At 45.9% G+C, this 15,965-nt stretch carries 12 protein-coding genes and 1 pseudogene; 5 read left to right on the plus strand and 8 right to left on the minus strand.

The annotated features are described in order from the left end of the window. The 3 genes from JOY44_RS21470 to JOY44_RS21480 are packed head-to-tail and all read left to right on the plus strand — an operon-like array spanning nt 1 to nt 1,801. Complete coding sequence (locus JOY44_RS21470; protein WP_171575532.1) at nt 1–720, plus strand: hypothetical protein; 720 nt, start codon at nt 1–3, stop codon at nt 718–720. A gap of 2 nt (nt 721–722) precedes the next feature. Continuing rightward, a complete protein-coding gene (locus JOY44_RS21475) occupies nt 723–1,238 on the plus strand; it encodes a helix-turn-helix domain-containing protein (protein ID WP_171572405.1) in 516 nt (171 codons plus the stop codon). Then, nucleotides 1,235–1,801 carry an IS630 family transposase gene (locus tag JOY44_RS21480; protein ID WP_171572406.1) on the plus strand — a complete coding sequence of 189 codons (567 nt, stop codon included), beginning with the start codon at nt 1,235–1,237 and terminating at the stop codon, nt 1,799–1,801. Before JOY44_RS21475 ends, JOY44_RS21480 begins: the two co-directional genes overlap by 4 nt. 136 nt (nt 1,802–1,937) lie before the next feature. On the opposite strand, the gene JOY44_RS21485 is transcribed toward JOY44_RS21480, so the two are convergent. The 5 genes and pseudogenes from JOY44_RS21485 to JOY44_RS21510 all read right to left on the minus strand — a co-directional run bounded on the left by JOY44_RS21485 (nt 1,938) and on the right by JOY44_RS21510 (nt 9,536). Beyond that, nucleotides 1,938–4,172: a DDE-type integrase/transposase/recombinase gene (locus tag JOY44_RS21485; protein WP_171575534.1), complete on the minus strand. Its 2,235-nt coding sequence runs from the start codon at nt 4,170–4,172 to the stop codon at nt 1,938–1,940. A 107-nt stretch (nt 4,173–4,279) separates the two neighbouring features. Beyond that, a pseudogene (locus tag JOY44_RS32935) lies at nt 4,280–5,394 on the minus strand (ISAs1 family transposase). 51 nt (nt 5,395–5,445) lie between these two features. Beyond that, nucleotides 5,446–6,216 carry a TnsA endonuclease C-terminal domain-containing protein gene (locus JOY44_RS32455; RefSeq protein WP_171575535.1) on the minus strand — a complete coding sequence of 257 codons (771 nt, stop codon included), beginning with the start codon at nt 6,214–6,216 and terminating at the stop codon, nt 5,446–5,448. 749 nt (nt 6,217–6,965) lie between these two features. Beyond that, the gene (locus JOY44_RS21505; protein ID WP_171575536.1) at nt 6,966–9,248 is read right to left on the minus strand and encodes a hypothetical protein; all 2,283 of its coding nucleotides are present in this window, start codon (nt 9,246–9,248) and stop codon (nt 6,966–6,968) included. A gap of 57 nt (nt 9,249–9,305) precedes the next feature. Further along, a complete protein-coding gene (locus tag JOY44_RS21510) occupies nt 9,306–9,536 on the minus strand; it encodes a hypothetical protein (protein WP_171575537.1) in 231 nt (76 codons plus the stop codon). Nucleotides 9,537–10,080: 544 nt separating this feature from the next. On the opposite strand from JOY44_RS21510, the gene JOY44_RS21515 reads away from it, so the two are divergent. Beyond that, nucleotides 10,081–10,755, plus strand: coding sequence for a hypothetical protein (locus JOY44_RS21515; RefSeq protein ID WP_171575538.1), 675 nt, complete (start codon nt 10,081–10,083; stop codon nt 10,753–10,755). Continuing rightward, on the plus strand, nt 10,756–11,208 hold the full coding sequence (locus JOY44_RS21520) for a reverse transcriptase domain-containing protein (RefSeq protein ID WP_203032083.1): 453 nt from the start codon (nt 10,756–10,758) through the stop codon (nt 11,206–11,208). It begins immediately after the preceding gene. Between the two features lie 241 nt (nt 11,209–11,449). On the opposite strand, the gene JOY44_RS21525 is transcribed toward JOY44_RS21520, so the two are convergent. The 3 genes from JOY44_RS21525 to JOY44_RS21535 are packed head-to-tail and all read right to left on the minus strand — an operon-like array spanning nt 11,450 to nt 15,921. Continuing rightward, complete coding sequence (locus tag JOY44_RS21525) at nt 11,450–14,230, minus strand: hypothetical protein (RefSeq protein WP_171575540.1); 2,781 nt, start codon at nt 14,228–14,230, stop codon at nt 11,450–11,452. A gap of 33 nt (nt 14,231–14,263) precedes the next feature. Beyond that, nucleotides 14,264–15,019, minus strand: coding sequence for a phage tail protein I (locus JOY44_RS21530; RefSeq protein WP_171575541.1), 756 nt, complete (start codon nt 15,017–15,019; stop codon nt 14,264–14,266). A 2-nt stretch (nt 15,020–15,021) separates the two neighbouring features. Beyond that, nucleotides 15,022–15,921 carry a baseplate J/gp47 family protein gene (locus JOY44_RS21535; protein WP_171575542.1) on the minus strand — a complete coding sequence of 300 codons (900 nt, stop codon included), beginning with the start codon at nt 15,919–15,921 and terminating at the stop codon, nt 15,022–15,024. Nucleotides 15,922–15,965: the final 44 nt, after the last annotated feature.

The following is a 15,965-nucleotide window of genomic DNA, read 5'->3' on the forward strand; positions in this document are numbered from 1 at the left end:
ATGTTGCAAAAAACATTAGCTCTTGGAGTTTGCTTTCTAGTGCTCGCTGGCTGTTCTACGACAGTTCCACCAACCCAATCTGGAGCCGCAATCCAAACGAGAGAGGAGTCAGACAATGAGTCTGCTAAACAGGAGCGCACCCAATTAGCAGCAGAAAGAGTAAGAGAAACCAGACAGCAAAGTATTACAGCGAAGATTAAGCCATTGGAACAGGAAATGGAGTTACTAGCAGAGCGGATGTTAGGCAGACAACAAAAACTCTCAAACATAGAGCTTCAGAAAAATCAGCTGAAGACTGAACTGGAAACATACAATCGGAATGTCAATGCATTCATGGCAAAGTACCAGGTAGAAGTTGTTTGCAGGGAAGCAGTTGGAGCGAGTTTATCAAAAGATAACCAGTATTCAGAAGACGCGAAAAATCTAGCGACTGCGGTGACTATGGCGTGTGGCGTTGGTGTTTTAGCGGATGGTGAGTTTGGCAAAAGAGTTATTCAGGTGGTTGACCAACTCAATCAGGCAGATCGTTACGCAAAGGATCTACGATCGCAAATTCAAACTGCTGCCACTCAACTTGAAGCCGAAAGCCAACAATTAGAAGCCGAAAAAGCTGAAGTCAGCAAACTAACATCTGACATTCAGACGTACCAGGCTCATACCAAATTAAATTGGAGCCATTACAGATCAGATAAACTGAGCGATGTAGAGGTGAGAGTCTAACAATGGCTGGAGTAAGCGCAATCGCAATTAAAGAAAGTCTCGAGGAGCTAGGCACCCGTTTGCGAGCGGTTGAACAGCCGATACTCAAAGAGCGATTGCAAGTGTTGTACTGGCTCAAACAAGCGCACGCACCGAGTGTCAGTCAGATTGCGATTGCAATTGGCAGGCATCGGGGCACGGTGCAAAAATGGTTAGCCCTGTACCGAGCGCAAGGATTAGAAGCATTGCTGGTGGTTAAACCCACTCCAGGAGGAGGCAACCGGGTGATTCCAATGTGGGCGGAGGTTGCCTTAGCCAAGCGATTGCAGGAACCGAGCAATGGGTTTAGCAGCTATGGGAAGGTGCAGCAGTGGCTGTTAGAGAGTTTAGGGGTAGAAGCCGAGTATCATGCGGTCTACCAGATGACGCGCTATCGACTCAAAGCGAAACTCAAGGTCGCCCGTCCTCAAAACATCAAGCAGAACCGAGTCCAGCGAGAGGCATTTAAGCAAACCTCGCAGACGACCTCGACTTATTGAGTCAGTACTATCGGCAGGTGCGCCAGGATGAGCGACCGATTCGTTACTTCGCACAAGATGAGAGTCGCTTTGGACTTCACACGCTCATCGGACGATTAATTACGGCAGTTGGGGTTAAACCCATCGGGGCGTGGCAATGGATATTCAAAGCATTCTGGCTATACGGTGCTGTGGAACCTACCACAGGAGAGTCCTTTTTCTTGCAATTCTCCCATGTCGATACCGCATGCTACCAATGGTTCTTAGATGAGTTCTCCAAGGCTTACCCCGATAGTCTCAACATCCTGCAAGTGGATAACGGACGGTTCCACAAAGGCAAAGACCTTATTGTGCCAGAGAACATTATCTTGGTGTTTCAACCGCCTTACTGCCCAGAGTTAAATCCTATCGAGCGTTTATGGGAACATCTCAAGGCGGATCTCAAGTGGGCTGCGTTCAAAACGCTTGACCAACTGCAATCCAGGGTTGATCAACTCTTAGCCCAGCTAACCCCTCAAGTGATTGCTTCCCTTACAGGCTACCCCTTTATCCTCAATGCACTATCTGTCATTGACACCATTTAAATTGGTATGAGAAAGAATCGGTGGTAGGGCTTGTATGATTGGATTTTCATTGTACTCAGACAGCTTGTGATCTCTGTACTGAGCCACAACCGCCCAATTGCCATTAGGAATTTGAACCCATTTACCCTCACTACTTTTATCCATCTTTGCGCTCTTGCCGTTTCTGCCTAAGAAGACCAAGGTGATCTGGTTTTAATGATTTTGGTTGTTCCAAAGCTTGCGATTTGCTATCTGCTGGTGACTCACAATCCTGATTATTTTCTGCCTTGGCTAACTCAAAGCCTTCGGTCACGCGCCGTTCAGCCTTCTCGCTTGACCTTTTATCTCTAATACCAGAGATTCTTTGTCTATTGCTTGAATTACTATTTGAACCATCCCCAGTCATTTTTTCTGCTCTCGTAGCTACATTCTCGATATCGGCAACTAAATCAACTTTGTCTTGCAACTCTTTACCCTGATTTTTTTGATTTTGTAGTTTCTCATACGCAATCAAATATTCAATGTCATGAAAATTCTTGTCTGCATAACGTTCTGAGGAGTCAGTGAGAAAGCACTTTTCAAAACTCCTACCGTCGGCAGAAGGGAGATAGATGAAGTTTGGCTTTCTGATATCGTAAACAACCTTTAGAGACTTCTCAGATGCGGACAGAAGTCCACTTCTTGCCCGTTCACGCCATTGCTCTTTAATCGCCTTTTCGCAGAGATAGTACATCTCCTTACCCTTAAGTTTAATACCTTCAGCACTAATAGTTGCTTTTTCAGTTGGCATCAAGTTCAGCTTAACAACATCTTCGCTAAAGGTTCTAAGCCTACCAGAGCGGTTAGTGATTCCCCATTTCCATAAGTCTGTAGGGAAGCACCGTACATCATCTGCAATCATTGCTTCATCTCTTTCATACGTATCTAGATGATGGTGATTGTTATGAAAAAGGATGATACGAATAATAATTTCAGTGAACTGATCGATATCAAGCCTACTATCAAGTCGATAATCATGTGCTCCTCTCTGCCTAAAATCTACGTCTACATAGCCGGGTAGAAATGGCTTGACGTGACCATGAATGATGGAAAAGTATCTTTCTATCAAACCTTTCCAATCAGCTCTGTAGGCAGCAGCATTCTCAATGCGAACATGAAGGTTGGGAATGAAGTTTTTCTCGATCGGCATTCCTAGTAACTCGCCCCTATCTCCTAGGATTGCATCGGGCAAGTGATGACATAGCCATTCTTCCTCAGTAATCTCAATGCCATACTCCTTACAGAACTTCACTTTGTCTGTCGCAGCGTTGGATAGAGCCATCATTGCGCCCATCCATGAGGGTCCCTCTAGTCCAACATAAACACCTACTACCATTCGACTAAAAACGTCAATGACCACATAAATTACTGGTCTACCAATGATCCAAGTCCGGTTGTACTTAGAAACCACATACACATCAGCAATAGTGGCATCAATTTGATAGCGAGAGCCAGGTCCAATGGTTTCCATTTGGGATGTTCCTGTAATGGCTCTATGCTTCAAAGCAAATTTTTTTTCTCCTTCACGCAATGTAATTGTCTTCTTTACATTTTTTTGATATTCAAGTTGGTACCAGTATCTGAATTGGGTTAAGGTGGGTATTTCATATATTGGCTTTAATATAGATTTCATTACACCGTTTTTGTCATATCTAATATCGTCTTTGTAGTACTCCTTAACCATCTGCTCATAGGCACTTGTCAGTGAGTTTTTCTTGGGGGTATTGTAATACTTTGCTATGGCTACTCTGAAAATTTTTCTGTCTTCCTCAGTAACATTAACTCCCTCTCTAATATCTAGATCCTGTCTGTATTTTCTAGGTCTACCTCTCTTCTTTTCTCCAAATCCTTTGTTTTCCCCTTTTCCTGATGAGTTAATATAATCGGGGATGAGGGCATTCTCAGTTTTTCCTCTTTGCCAAAACCTTCTTAGATATTTATAAACAGTTTTTTCTACTAGCTTTTCTTCATTTCTTCCAATGTTGTAATTCTCAACAACTTGTTTAACGGCAGAGCCACGAAAATCCCTGTAATAAATTGATGGTTCTTGAGCAACAAGAGATGAAATTATTCCCCAAGCTTTGACTCTGTGCGTTTTCTCCCTATCCGTTAAATCCTCATCACTAACTATTCTTGCCCAAGGGTCGTTCGGCAACTTAGTGACGAATCCTTCAGAGAGGGCTTCTAATATTTCAGAAACTCTCCTCGGTTGAGGAAATCCCAACTTTGCATTAATGTCAAATACAAATGCAATAACATAACCCTCATCAATCCACAAAACTCTCTCAATTACTGGATTGTCTGAACTATTTTTCCACTCTATTAAATCATTTGTGAATAAGTAGTCGTTCATCTTTTTAATCGGGCAAAGCTAATGAATAATTCTTTGAATAGTTTTAGCGAAAGGACAACTCGATATTTTTGTATTTAGAATATCCATAACGACTTCCTTTCTCAGGGTTATTTCATTCTAAATAGCTTCTTCAACAACTTCAGCCCATAACCTGCTTTCCGCCTTGCCTGTGCCATATTAGTTTCTCCGGCATCCCGATAGAGGTTGAGGGCTAGATTCCGGGCAGTGGCAAATAGGACAGGTAGTGCGCTGACTCGGATTCTAGAACCATCTTCGCCTTGAGTCACATCTCGCACATGATGGACTTTATTCTCAACGTGCCAGTAATCCCGTATCCGTCGCCCAAACTGTTCGACTGTTTCGTCTAACGAACTGATGTAATAACGGATTTCAGGCTTTTTAATCAAGATATATTGCCCCTTGAGGATGTGCCGATAGCTCTTGACTCGAATAATGCTTCGTAATCCTGACCATTCTTCTGCTCCGGGCAACCCATCCCAGGTCTTCCACAAGCTGACGCTTCGGCGTTCGACTCGACCATGCCCCGTTTCAACGCAATTAATATGGGATTCGGACTGAAATTGTGCCGTAATTGCAGCGTAAAAATTGCCGTGGTTTCCTTTCAATGCGCCGAGATAGTCGTTTTCAGAGTCGATGATTTGCGCAGATATTTTTTTTGAGTGTTCAAAGCGTCGAAAGCAAACACCACTCCGCGTTTTGCCAGTTGCTCTAAGATCGGCGGAATCGCTTTAATTTCATTACTTTTGCAATCCACGGGCTGGGGAGGTAGGATCAGTCCTCGTTCCACGACGTATGCCGTGACTAATTGAATCGCAGGATGAGATTCTGTCGTACTCGCGTTCGTCTCAATCTGGTAAGAACCCCGTAAGACCTTACCATCAAGAGCGATCGTTTCTCCCGCTTTCGGTTCTATTGTGAAGAACTCTGAGATACAAGCTCCGTAGGATTGATAGTCCAGCGTTAATAGCACCCGACGGATCGTACTATAGGATGGTAGTCCATGTTTCGGTGACCCAAACAGGAGAATCAGGGATTCACGGTATTCCTCTAACCAATCTCCCATCGCGATAAATCCGCCACAGCCTGCACTGATCGCTAAGGTAAACAAGGCTAAACAGACGGCATACTGATGACGGCTGCCCGCGCCTCGGCGGGGGTCGGGTAGGTGAGAAAATACTTCTACGATTGCAAGCGTACTCATCACGATCAAAGGGGGGAGAATGGACTTCCATACTCTGGACCCTATGCTCACCTACTGTCTAGAATGAAATAACCCTGCTTCCTTTCTAGCTACTAAGTGTTTGAAGAGATAAAGCGATGTCCCCCTCTCTAGATTCTGCTCATTATCTAGATCCGTCGTAATTTGATTGATAGTAAGATCACTTCCTTGAAGCCTAAACTTTAGAGTTTTGGCTAGAGATTTGAGTTCTTCAACATTCATCTCAGTAGTTGCTTCTAGCCAGTAGGCAGAATGAATCCATTCAATATTCTCTGCTAAAATCCTAGGAATTCCCTCTTCTGTAACAATATCCCAATCGATCCCTTCCGCTATGTAGTAGCGTCTTTCCACCTCTAATCTCTTAGCCACTGATTGCTTCTCTAATTCTTGTGTCATCTTAACTGTTCGAGCCATCTGCACTGGCTTACCATCTCGCTTTACAGTCAGCATAAAATCAGTAGTTAGAACATAGGGAACTCCACTTTTAGAATCTTTAGGATAGACCCATCCCACCTCATCAGCAATTTTCATTGCTAAATTCAGGTTAGAAAGAGGAAACTGTTCTCTGATGTCTGTGATGATCTCTGACCACTCAAATAAGTAAAAGAGCCGTTTCTCATTGTCTGAAAGTAGGTGATGCTCTCGATTAGTCTTCCAGCTAGGCGGTCTCGACGATCTGCCGCGCGAAGAAACGTCCCGAACAGTGAGCCAAGGCTTGTAGTCCTTACCTTCACCTAGCCCCCGACCCTCCTTGACGTAGCGATCCAATGTAGCTTGCGTCCACTTGTGATTTCGTGTGCTCACAAAAGTATCCTTGAAGTTGGTGAATAGCCATAATTGCTCTACAAGCTTTTCAAGGATTATAATTGACTTAAGCTAAATTGTTCAACCGTTTTATTAATTGTTCGACCGTTTTATTAATTGTTCGACCGTTTTATTACTCCACAAGATCTTGTATCTAGAAAATAAACTTATATACTAAAAACTTCTGAAACCTCGCATTTTCGTTGCCTTTTCTAAGCATAGGAAAAATAAAGTCTTATACCAAACCGACAAGACTGAGGTCAGGTTAAGAATTGTGAGAAAATAAAGTCTTATACTGGATTGAATCTTGAGTACGAATGGTACAGAATAGAACCTTATGGGATGTTGAAGCATTGATTTATTGCTCAGACTGAGCCCTTTGTACACTGTATTGAGATGTTTTAAGGTTCTGTTCAGGCTTAGGGTGCCCGATTCAGGAGGCTGGCGATCGAATGCATGAAAGCAGGTTAGCAAGTACCTCACGTTGCAGGAATTTTGCACTTGCCCACAGGCATACCGGAAGTATGTTGATTGCGTTGACTCACACCCTAAAAACCTAGAAGAGACCATTTCAGCGTTGAAGGCTTTGTGTCAGCATTAGTCTTAACAGGATTTAAAGCGAAAGCACGATACCGACGCGTTACTAGTGCAGTTCTCTTAGTCGAAACGGGCGATAACATCAGGGCTACTGACAAGAATGGTAAGGAAACATTCCCTTGTTGACGTAAACTAACTTTTCAGAGGGTTGATCAAGGAGTGCGTGAGATGCCATTGAAGGCATTTTTAGCAAACCGTTCGCTGAAGCCAACAATGAAGCCGACAATGAGAATCAGGTAGACTTCGCGGGAGTCTAATTTTTTGACATCATTGGACTGCTGAACGGAATTTTTAATGTCCGGTCTAAGATAAAGTTCTTGAGGAAGAATTTTGATTACTTCTGCGGCTGGAGTGCTTAGAACGAGCATGACAACAATACTAAACGTTGCTCCAATGAGGGGCTGAAGCAGTCCTAGAAGGAAGGGAGAACTGGGGTTTTGCTTCTCGATATCATCGATACGAGTAAAAATGCTAATAATTCCCCCGATGCCGCCTGCCAGTAAGGCTAATAAGAAGCGATAAATATGCTGGGTATAAATCGTGTCTGTAGACCATTGAAAGAAGACGTTGGACATTCCTGTCAATTGAGAATTTGCATCAGATTTATCCACCTTTTGATAAAAGTCTCGAAGGTTGCTGCTTAATGTAGCGTTTTCATCATTTGCATCTTTGTCAGGTTTGCTTTGTTCCGTGGCTGCTGGAGTGAGCTGTTTTAAATCGCCTTCTAATTTTGCTTGTAGGCTTGCGTCGAGTGTATTAAAAAAATCGATTAAAACAAGAAATGTTTCACTGTTTCTTAATGTATCAATTTCAGAAATAATTTGCTTCCGAGCTGTTTGAATCTGAGTGCTGTATGCAGAGGTACCATCCGATTTTGTATTTTGAACAGCAGTAGAGAAGGTCAGCAATATACTATCGATCTGTTGATGATTCTCAAGGCTTAATAACTCTAGGCGCAGCAATTTTAATAGCTCGTTCTGGGGAGGGTTAGAAGACTTGGGACTGCTGACTGGTTCCTCGTTCTGGGGAGGGTTAGAAGACTTGGGACTGCTGACTGGTTCCTCGTTCTGGGGAGGGTTAGAAGACTTGGGAGCGCTGACTGGTTCAATTGCAGTGATGTTCTTTCGTTCAATTGCAGTGATGTCCTCTCGGCAGTCGGCTAAGGTTGATCCTGGTGCAAAGCCTGTGAAACCTGAATTCACCTCACATCTTGGTAAGGATGATGGCAAGGAGAGTAAGAGGGTTCTAGTAGCAGCAATTTTTTGATAGCTCAGTTGCAGTGCGATTTTATTATCAGTTAGAGGTAAGGTAGATAGTTGGGAGATGGTCAGAGTGCTGACTGTGGCATCAAAGGACTTCAGAATTTTGTCTTGCAAGGTATTAATTTCAGCTCTGGCGACAGCAATGCGTCTGGTGTTATCAGTGTTAATCGATTGAACGACAAACTTGCCGATGAGCATGAGCAGGCTCACACCAAAGAAGATGGATAGCCAGATAAACAGAGAAACAATCAGGCCAGCAATAATTTTGCCTTTAATTGTATTTTTGTCAGAGTATTGTGCCCCTTTAATGCCTGAAACTCTGCCAATTAGTCGGGTGACATCTCGGAAGCGGTTGACAAAATAGCCTAGAAACCATCCTGTTGGCAGGGAGGCTAGATTCCATTGATAGCGGCAGAGCCATCTCTCAACTTCCAGACTAGTGGAAGCCACTAGATAGACAACACCGACCTGGTCAGACGAGACACTCTTTGCGACCTGAGAAATTTGCTCAATTTTGGGACCAAATCGCTTCAGGGTAGAGAGGCGCTGGGCATTAGTCACTTCATACCGCATCTGGCTTAACATAAGCTGCAAATGATTCAGCTCATCGCACAGAATACTGGGGTTTTCCTGGCTCTTGATAAAGTCGTCTCGAACCGCTTGAACTCGTTGCAGCAGTTGTTTTGCGCTTTCAATTTCAAATTTTAGCGCCGCGTTGGTTTGAATTGTTTGCGCGTTTTCAAACTCATCAAGCTGCTTGATGGCTCTTTCCAGCAGGTTTAAAGCCTGGAGCACCTGCGGGTTAGAATTGGCAGGCTTCTGAAGTGTTTTAGCCCCATTTTCATCCGTTTGATCTGGGCTTGTTTGTTGACTTAATGCATCTCGCTTCGCTTGAAGCTGAGCTAAGAGGGAGCCTTTGTTCGTCTCCTCAAAAACCTGCTGAATCGCCTCATAGGAGAGGAACTCATCTAATAAGACTTGAGTAGTTTCTGTTTGCCTGGGAATAGCAATGACTCGCATACGTGCCTGACAAAGCTCGTTTTCGGCTCTGATAATGGCTTGATTGAGCGCGCGTCGGTTGCGTTCGGTTTTGGCGGCAGACCAGTCTCGAAAAATGTGATGTTGCAAGTTAGTGAACCATGCCCTGAAGGGTTTGGTGGGGGAGTATTTCATGTTTGCTCATTCCTTTGAGAAATCGAAGAGCATCAAGCATCAAGCTTATCAAGCTGGCTACACTACTTCTGCTTTTGCATTATCAGCTTCTGGAACCGCTTCATTTTCAGCTAAATCTGATTCGTTTGCTTCGCTGAGGACTTCTTCTAACACCTGGATTGCCCCACTAATGCGTAACAGAGTATCGTGCAGGTTAGCTTGTTTGACTTCGAGTTCTGCCGTCATCTTTTGACCAGCTTCGTATTCGGATTTGAGAGATTGAAGGCGTTGTTGGAGTTTTTCTTGCATGGCTCTAGTAGGGAAAACGTGAAATGCAATAGTTTTTCACTTTGGAGACAGAAAATATACTATAAAAAGTTTGGATAACGGATAGCATAAGCGAGGTGACTCATCGCACCATACACGATCATGAGTCCGATTGATCCGAAAGTAACTGTGTTGAAGTGGATCGATGCCAATCCCAAGGCGGCGGGTATGCGCCAGGGGTTTTCTATGAGTTTAGCTATTATGGGCCGTATGAGCGATTGACGGATGATGAGTTAACTGAGATCTTGCACCATCCTCAAGACGCGTGGCCCGAGACATTATTTGAAAGAAAGGACAAAGCAGAAATATAAGAAGACGGTCATGCAAACCATTCTTCAACATGCCCAAAAGCTTGTGTATAGCCTCCTCTGCTTGATGTCCTGTGATAAAAAAATAGTCTCAAAGCCTTGCTGGGGCAGTTCCTTGAAGCGCAAGGGCATCTCTTAGGGTCACAAACTTAAGTCAAATCAGCGATCGCACTTTTTGAGACTAATCTAGCAAGGCTGAGATCGCACTTCTTTACTCCATGATGGAAAACTACGATCGCAATTTCAATCAGAGTTCCATACAATCAGAAAGACTTTTATGGGTTGGGTTGAAGTATGAAACCAACTTGCGGATGAGCGATCGCACTTTACTCAAACTCATTGCCTCGGATGTGGTCATCGATCAGGCGTATGCGTGGCTATGCCAGAAGCGATCGCACTATCACTTCAACAATGAGGTGTGGCAGGTGCGGCGCTGGTGGGAGGAGAAAAAACCGCAGCTTCAGGCTCTCTTACGGTCGGGAGGCTATCAGTTTCGCGAATTACGAGCGATTTGGGGTCAGGGGCAGAAAATCGAGGTTTGGTCAGCGTTAGATGCGCTGGTGTTGAAGGCGATCGCGATTGTTTTAACCGCACACCTCAAACCTCATCTCTCGCTGCGGTGTTTTCATTTGGCGGGTAGTGGGGGGATGAAGGCTGCGGTGCGAGAGGTGGCGGCTAATGTAGCAGATCACCAGTTTGTTTTTTGGACTGATGTTAAGGGCTACTATGCCAGCATTAATCATCAGATACTTATGGGAATTGTGGGGCGTTATGTGCAAGATGAGGCAGTTTTGGCGTTGCTTTGGGGCTATTTTCGGCGGTATGTCAATGATGGGAGCAAGTTCATCGATATTACCCAGGGGATCTCCTTGGGGTGTCCGTTGTCGCCGTAGATGGGGGCGTTGTATCTGAAGCCGTTGGATGACCGGATGGCGGAATTGGGCTGCTTTTATGTCCGGTTTATGGATGATTGGGTTGTCCTTGCGCCGACCAGGTGGAGGCTACGGCAGGCAGTTAAGGCGGTGAATGAGGTGATGGCTGACCTCCGGGTTGAGCAACACCCGGATAAGACGTTGATTGGGAGGATTGCACGGGGGTTTGATTTTTTGGGGTATTGGTTTACGACCGAGGGGTTGGGGATTGCGTCGAAGACGGTGGAGAGGTTTGCTGACCGGGTTTCTCAGCTTTATGAGCAAGGCGCGGGAGAGAACCGCATTGAGGAATATGTTCGGCGTTGGTGGCGTTGGGTGAAGAGTGGGGTTGGTTTGTACTTCGGCTATGGCCGTTGTCTGTGGGGCTGGGGGCAATGCTGCTATATTGGCTTCCGACTGGCACGGGTAACCTAATGAATACCCTCATTGGTCGTGCGATCACTTAGAGACGCCGCCTGGGAAAATCATCTATTCTGCTTAGAAGGTGGTCAGAGAGTGATCCTCACCACCTCGTGTTGTCCATCCTCCATCCGTTGCGGGGTAGATGCACCGGAGGGTACGCAGCGGCTCGCGGCCGTCTCCCATACGCCCTTTCTCCTCCTTCGGGGGCGTGGCCTGGGGAAACTTCGGGGGCAGTTCGGTTCCCAGCCCCCCCTCAGGAGACCCGATCAATCCCACTGGGGTCACTCCGGTCAAAGCTCGTTGATAGGAGCGGGTCACCTTTGGCGTCGCTCCATTTGCCTGTCAGACGGTTAAATAAATCGATCGCCTCGACCCGTCCGACGAGCCGCTCCCGCGGTACATAATTCGCGGCCGCCGCCCCGCCGCTCGGTCGCCTGGAAGAGGGGGGCGTTACGCTCAGGGAGACCTCATAATAGCCATCACTCAGGGGGATTACGTAATTCCGCCCACCGCCGACCCTACGCGCCATGTGGTCATTACCGTAAGCCTCCTTGAAAGTCATAGTGTCCGTGAGTCGGTTGCTGCGAGCTTCGATCCATCGGATCCGAAGATCGGGCCCTAAGATCAAATCCGGGTAGGTGATGGTGCCGGTAATCGTAGCCTGTGCCACCTGTAACGCACCTTCCGTCGAGATTCCCCAATCACCGTCCGCGCTTCCCGAACGTTTGATTTTGAGGCCGTCTGCGGACAGGGTTCCTACGATAGTTTGATCGCCATTGAATATGTTTGTAGTGCGGGTAGCAACCTCATTCCACGTGGGATTTGAGGTTACACTCGTGCCCACTGCTATTTTTCTAAAGAAAAGCCGATCATTAGATGTATAGTTTGCGGCAATTTGAAGCTGGTGATTATTGCCTGTATTAGAATGCCGAGCTGTAATCAAGTGCGTCCAATCGGAAGAAATATCTGGGACATTTCCAGTAATTTTTTTATTACCGTCATTTTGGTAAAATCCTGACTTGAGCGGACTGCCAAAATCAGTGATGTTGCTTTCATAACCTAACATTGCCGCTCCGTTCACATCTAAGGCACCTGCGATCGCGGCATCGCCAGTTACCTTCAGCGTCTCCGTTCCTGAGGCTCCCCCGATACCAACCTTTCCTGTTAGTGTGCTGGTACCTGTAATGGAGAGATTGCCTGTTAAGGTTGCGTCTGTTGCTTTTATGTTGCCTTTGACGTCCAGTGTCTCGGTTGGGGTTCGTGTCCCGATACCGACTTTTTTTTCGACTCCTTCAAGGGTAAGAACTGTATCCGTGTCGTTAATATTGTCGTGAGGATTTGCTCTTGTTTCTTTATCTGAATAACCAAATTCCAAGAATTGCTTCCTAGTGCCCCAGTTTCCCTGATTGATGACCCATTTACGATATTTGGAAGCATCAGTAGGATTGGAAGTGACAAATGTCAGATTACTCCCATGATTATCGTTTGCCTGAGAGGAAGCAATGACGAGGTCGCTATAACCAGAGGACACAACTAACTGCGATCGTTTGTGCGTTCCCTCTGTGTGTGAAAGTAATCCATTAAATCGATTTCCACCGCCACCTTTTGCATCTGATGCTGTAATGTCAACTCTGCCGTTGTCTATGTGTAATTTAGATTCTGGAGCATTTGTGCTTATGCCCACATTGCAATCTTTGATGACCATTTGCACCGTTCCACTGATGCCTGCTTTCAGCGCAGTATCGTCGTGAGAGCCGCCTTTATACCAGGCAAAATTCGCGTCAGTACGAAAGTATTGAGTCCCGCCCTGAATGCCGATGCCGTAAGCACTATTCCATAAATCAATCATTTGGCTCATACTCGAGCCAAAGCTCACACCCGTGACTGAGAGAGTGCCTGCGATCGCGGCAGACCCAGTCACCCTCAGTTTCTCTATACCTGGGTCTGCACCAATGCCAACATTACCTGCTAATTTGCTAGTACCAGTGATGGAGAGGTTGCCTGCGATCGCAACAGCGCTAGTTTCACCATTACCATTCATAGCACGGCCAATCGTAAACCTATTCTTTGCACCCTCGTAGTGCATGAAGCTAGCAAGTCGTGTATCTGAGTCGTGAACAGCAATTTCTGTGTCGTCGTGGGTTTCTAAGAGTAAACCTGCGGTACTAGCATTCCATCTTTGTCCTCCCCCATAATTCTGATTCGTGCTGCCGATCGTCAGCGATCCCGAAGCCATAAAACCGGACGGAACGGCAAATCTAACACCATTAGTACTTGTAATATTTAATGTACCTGTGATCGCTGTATTCCCATTTAACGTGCTAGTACCAGTGACGGAGAGGTTGCCTGCGATCGCGGTATTTCCTTCTACCTTCAGCTTTTCTGTACTTGAAGCACCCCCAATACCTACATTGCCATTAATCTCAAGATTCTGAGTAATGCTCAAATTGCCAGAGAGAACTGCGAGATCGCTGGCTCCGTTCTGCGATCGTAAAGTAACGCCGTTACCATCCTCAGCAGGTAATTTGAGGCCAGAATATTGGCAACTCGTTAAATCTGCGTCAAAAAAATTAGTGGTTCCTTGACGTTTTAAGACAGCCAGCAATACTGAGGACGGTGATATTTCTTCAGAAATAGCAATTGTTGGTTCCTCATAAGTGCGGGTGTTTTCCGGACTTCCCTCCGCCACCTGCGGATCAGATCCGATTTCGTTCCAAGCAATTGACAGGTTATACGTAGTTGATTTGGCTAGATCTCGCTTTGACAAATCAATTTCAATCTTCTGGGCGATCAGTATTTGTCTCCCTTCGTTATTGATCGCGGCTCCGGGTGTGATCGTTAAACTAGTGTTTTCAATCGTGACCTGCAAGCCTTCTAGAATTCCAGAAACATGCAGAAACTGACTGATGCGACGCTGGCGATCAATGTGGTATTCCTGCTCATTTACAAAGTCATCAACTGACAAGTATTGACCATCAAAATAGCGGGGCCGCTTTTCAACATATTTGGGTTGGGGCTTCAACTCGTTTGACATGATTCATGACTCCAGTTCAAGAATAGTTAGGGATTATTTAGAGGTTGAGGGGGAGGAATCGGTAGATTTGGGGCGTTGGGTTGTTGTGCCCAAGGCAGTCTTGTTTTGATGGATCTTGTAACCTCGGCTACGAGAGTTTGCGAAAAGGCGCAGTCTTTGTTTGGAAATATCCTCGCTTTTTACACCCTCTGCCAAAAGCTTTTCTGACGAAGCCAACCGCATCGTTGGCATTAAGATTTGCAGCGCATAGATTGTATGGGCTGGCTTTTCGCGATCAATAATGGCGCGGGCAACGGTTTCCTTGCGACGATACTCGGTCAAGTCTTGGCTATCGAGGCGAAGCTGCACCTGAAAGTAATGAGGAATTTGATCAAACTCAAAAATTTCCACATATTCTGTGACCGATGTATCCTGCGGGTTTACTTGCTTTTGTAGATAGATCTGAAGCAGCTTCTTCATTGCTGCCTTTGTTCCCCGCTGCTTATAAAGTGGCACAATGCGCTGAATAAAGTCGCGCTTAACTTGTTCATTCCAGTCATCGCGCAGGCTCAGAGCAACCCAGCCAGCCAGCCAGGGTAAAAACTCTGGCGGCGTTGTTTTGGCCGAAAACTTTGTATGGATCTCAGCTAAAGTTTTCTCAAACCCAGCCGGAGTTACTACATCCTCAACTGAGACCCCACTGAGAATGGCTTCAAATGCCAGGAGAAATTGCCCCAAAAATGGGTCTTCGTGAAGCGCGGCGGGAAGATAGTCAAGGTAGCTGCTAGCAGTCTTGGAAGTTAAATTCATGGCTAGCTGTTTGCCTCCGGATCAGTAAGAACGATCTGACTCTGACTCAGCTTCACCAATTGGTGTGCTTGCCATTCGTAATTCTTTAACAGCAACTCATTCTGACCTGGTGGCTTCACTGTCACAGCCACCTTTGCCACATAGTCAACCCCGTCTAGCTGATCTAGCTGCTGGTAAATCTCAGAAATATAGACGGCTCGGCCAAACGGCCAACCCTGTTTATCTTCTCCCCCTGATAGAGGATGGAAAAACTGCTGTAATTGGGCGATGCCTGCCGCTTTGACCTGCTCAAACACGCGACCCGCCTCTAAATACAGATTAGCCGTAATAGAAACGTTCACATATTCAGGAGAGACAACATGCTGCTTTGTCCCTAACAAGCGTCGTTCTTCCAGCAAGTCCGCGATCTTTGTCTGTAACGCTGGGTCGAGGACAGTAAACGGCTCTTGGGGCACGATCACCAGGCTGATATGACCCGCGACTGGCTCAGGGGGCTGTGTTTTTAATGTTAAATTACGGTTTTCAAACACCTTGACCCGCCCAACCGCAAAATTTTCCATCACCAGAGCTTCATAATCTGCTGCTGTGACGGCTCGATAGCGCTTTCGCAGTGCCAAAATTGTCTCCTGGGTTGCTGCCTGAAGTGATTGATTTTTGGGTTTCTCCCAGGTTTCATCGCCTTTAAGCAGGCGGAGAAACACCTGCTGAGATGAGTCAGGCACCTGGTTCACCTGATATAGCAGCAGTTCAGTTAACCAGGCGAATAGCTCGATTAGAATAATGCCTGTGTCAGAGGGGTTGTGATCCGTCCATTCTGGGCATTCGCTAGGGATGAGCGATCGCGCCATTTCCACCAGGTCAGCGTAATCATGATCATCGAGATTGGGCAACGGTAGGGGCATAAGGCATTCAACAAAACGTTCAACAAAACTGCCAGGAAGAAACA

The sequence above is a fragment of the Leptolyngbya sp. Cla-17 genome (genome assembly GCF_016807185.1).
Classification (GTDB): domain Bacteria; phylum Cyanobacteriota; class Cyanobacteriia; order Leptolyngbyales; family Leptolyngbyaceae; genus ULC077BIN1.

Coding starts and splice junctions, on each gene's coding strand:
- JOY44_RS21470 (WP_171575532.1), top strand. CDS start 1: ATGTTGCAAAAAACATTAGCTCTTGGAGTTTGCTTTCTAGTGCTCGCT.
- JOY44_RS21475 (WP_171572405.1), top strand. CDS start 723: ATGGCTGGAGTAAGCGCAATCGCAATTAAAGAAAGTCTCGAGGAGCTA.
- JOY44_RS21485 (WP_171575534.1), bottom strand. CDS start 4,172: ATGAACGACTACTTATTCACAAATGATTTAATAGAGTGGAAAAATAGT.
- JOY44_RS21505 (WP_171575536.1), bottom strand. CDS start 9,248: ATGAAATACTCCCCCACCAAACCCTTCAGGGCATGGTTCACTAACTTG.
- JOY44_RS21510 (WP_171575537.1), bottom strand. CDS start 9,536: ATGCAAGAAAAACTCCAACAACGCCTTCAATCTCTCAAATCCGAATAC.
- JOY44_RS21515 (WP_171575538.1), top strand. CDS start 10,081: ATGATGGAAAACTACGATCGCAATTTCAATCAGAGTTCCATACAATCA.
- JOY44_RS21520 (WP_203032083.1), top strand. CDS start 10,756: ATGGGGGCGTTGTATCTGAAGCCGTTGGATGACCGGATGGCGGAATTG.
- JOY44_RS21525 (WP_171575540.1), bottom strand. CDS start 14,230: ATGTCAAACGAGTTGAAGCCCCAACCCAAATATGTTGAAAAGCGGCCC.
- JOY44_RS21530 (WP_171575541.1), bottom strand. CDS start 15,019: ATGAATTTAACTTCCAAGACTGCTAGCAGCTACCTTGACTATCTTCCC.
- JOY44_RS21535 (WP_171575542.1), bottom strand. CDS start 15,921: ATGCCCCTACCGTTGCCCAATCTCGATGATCATGATTACGCTGACCTG.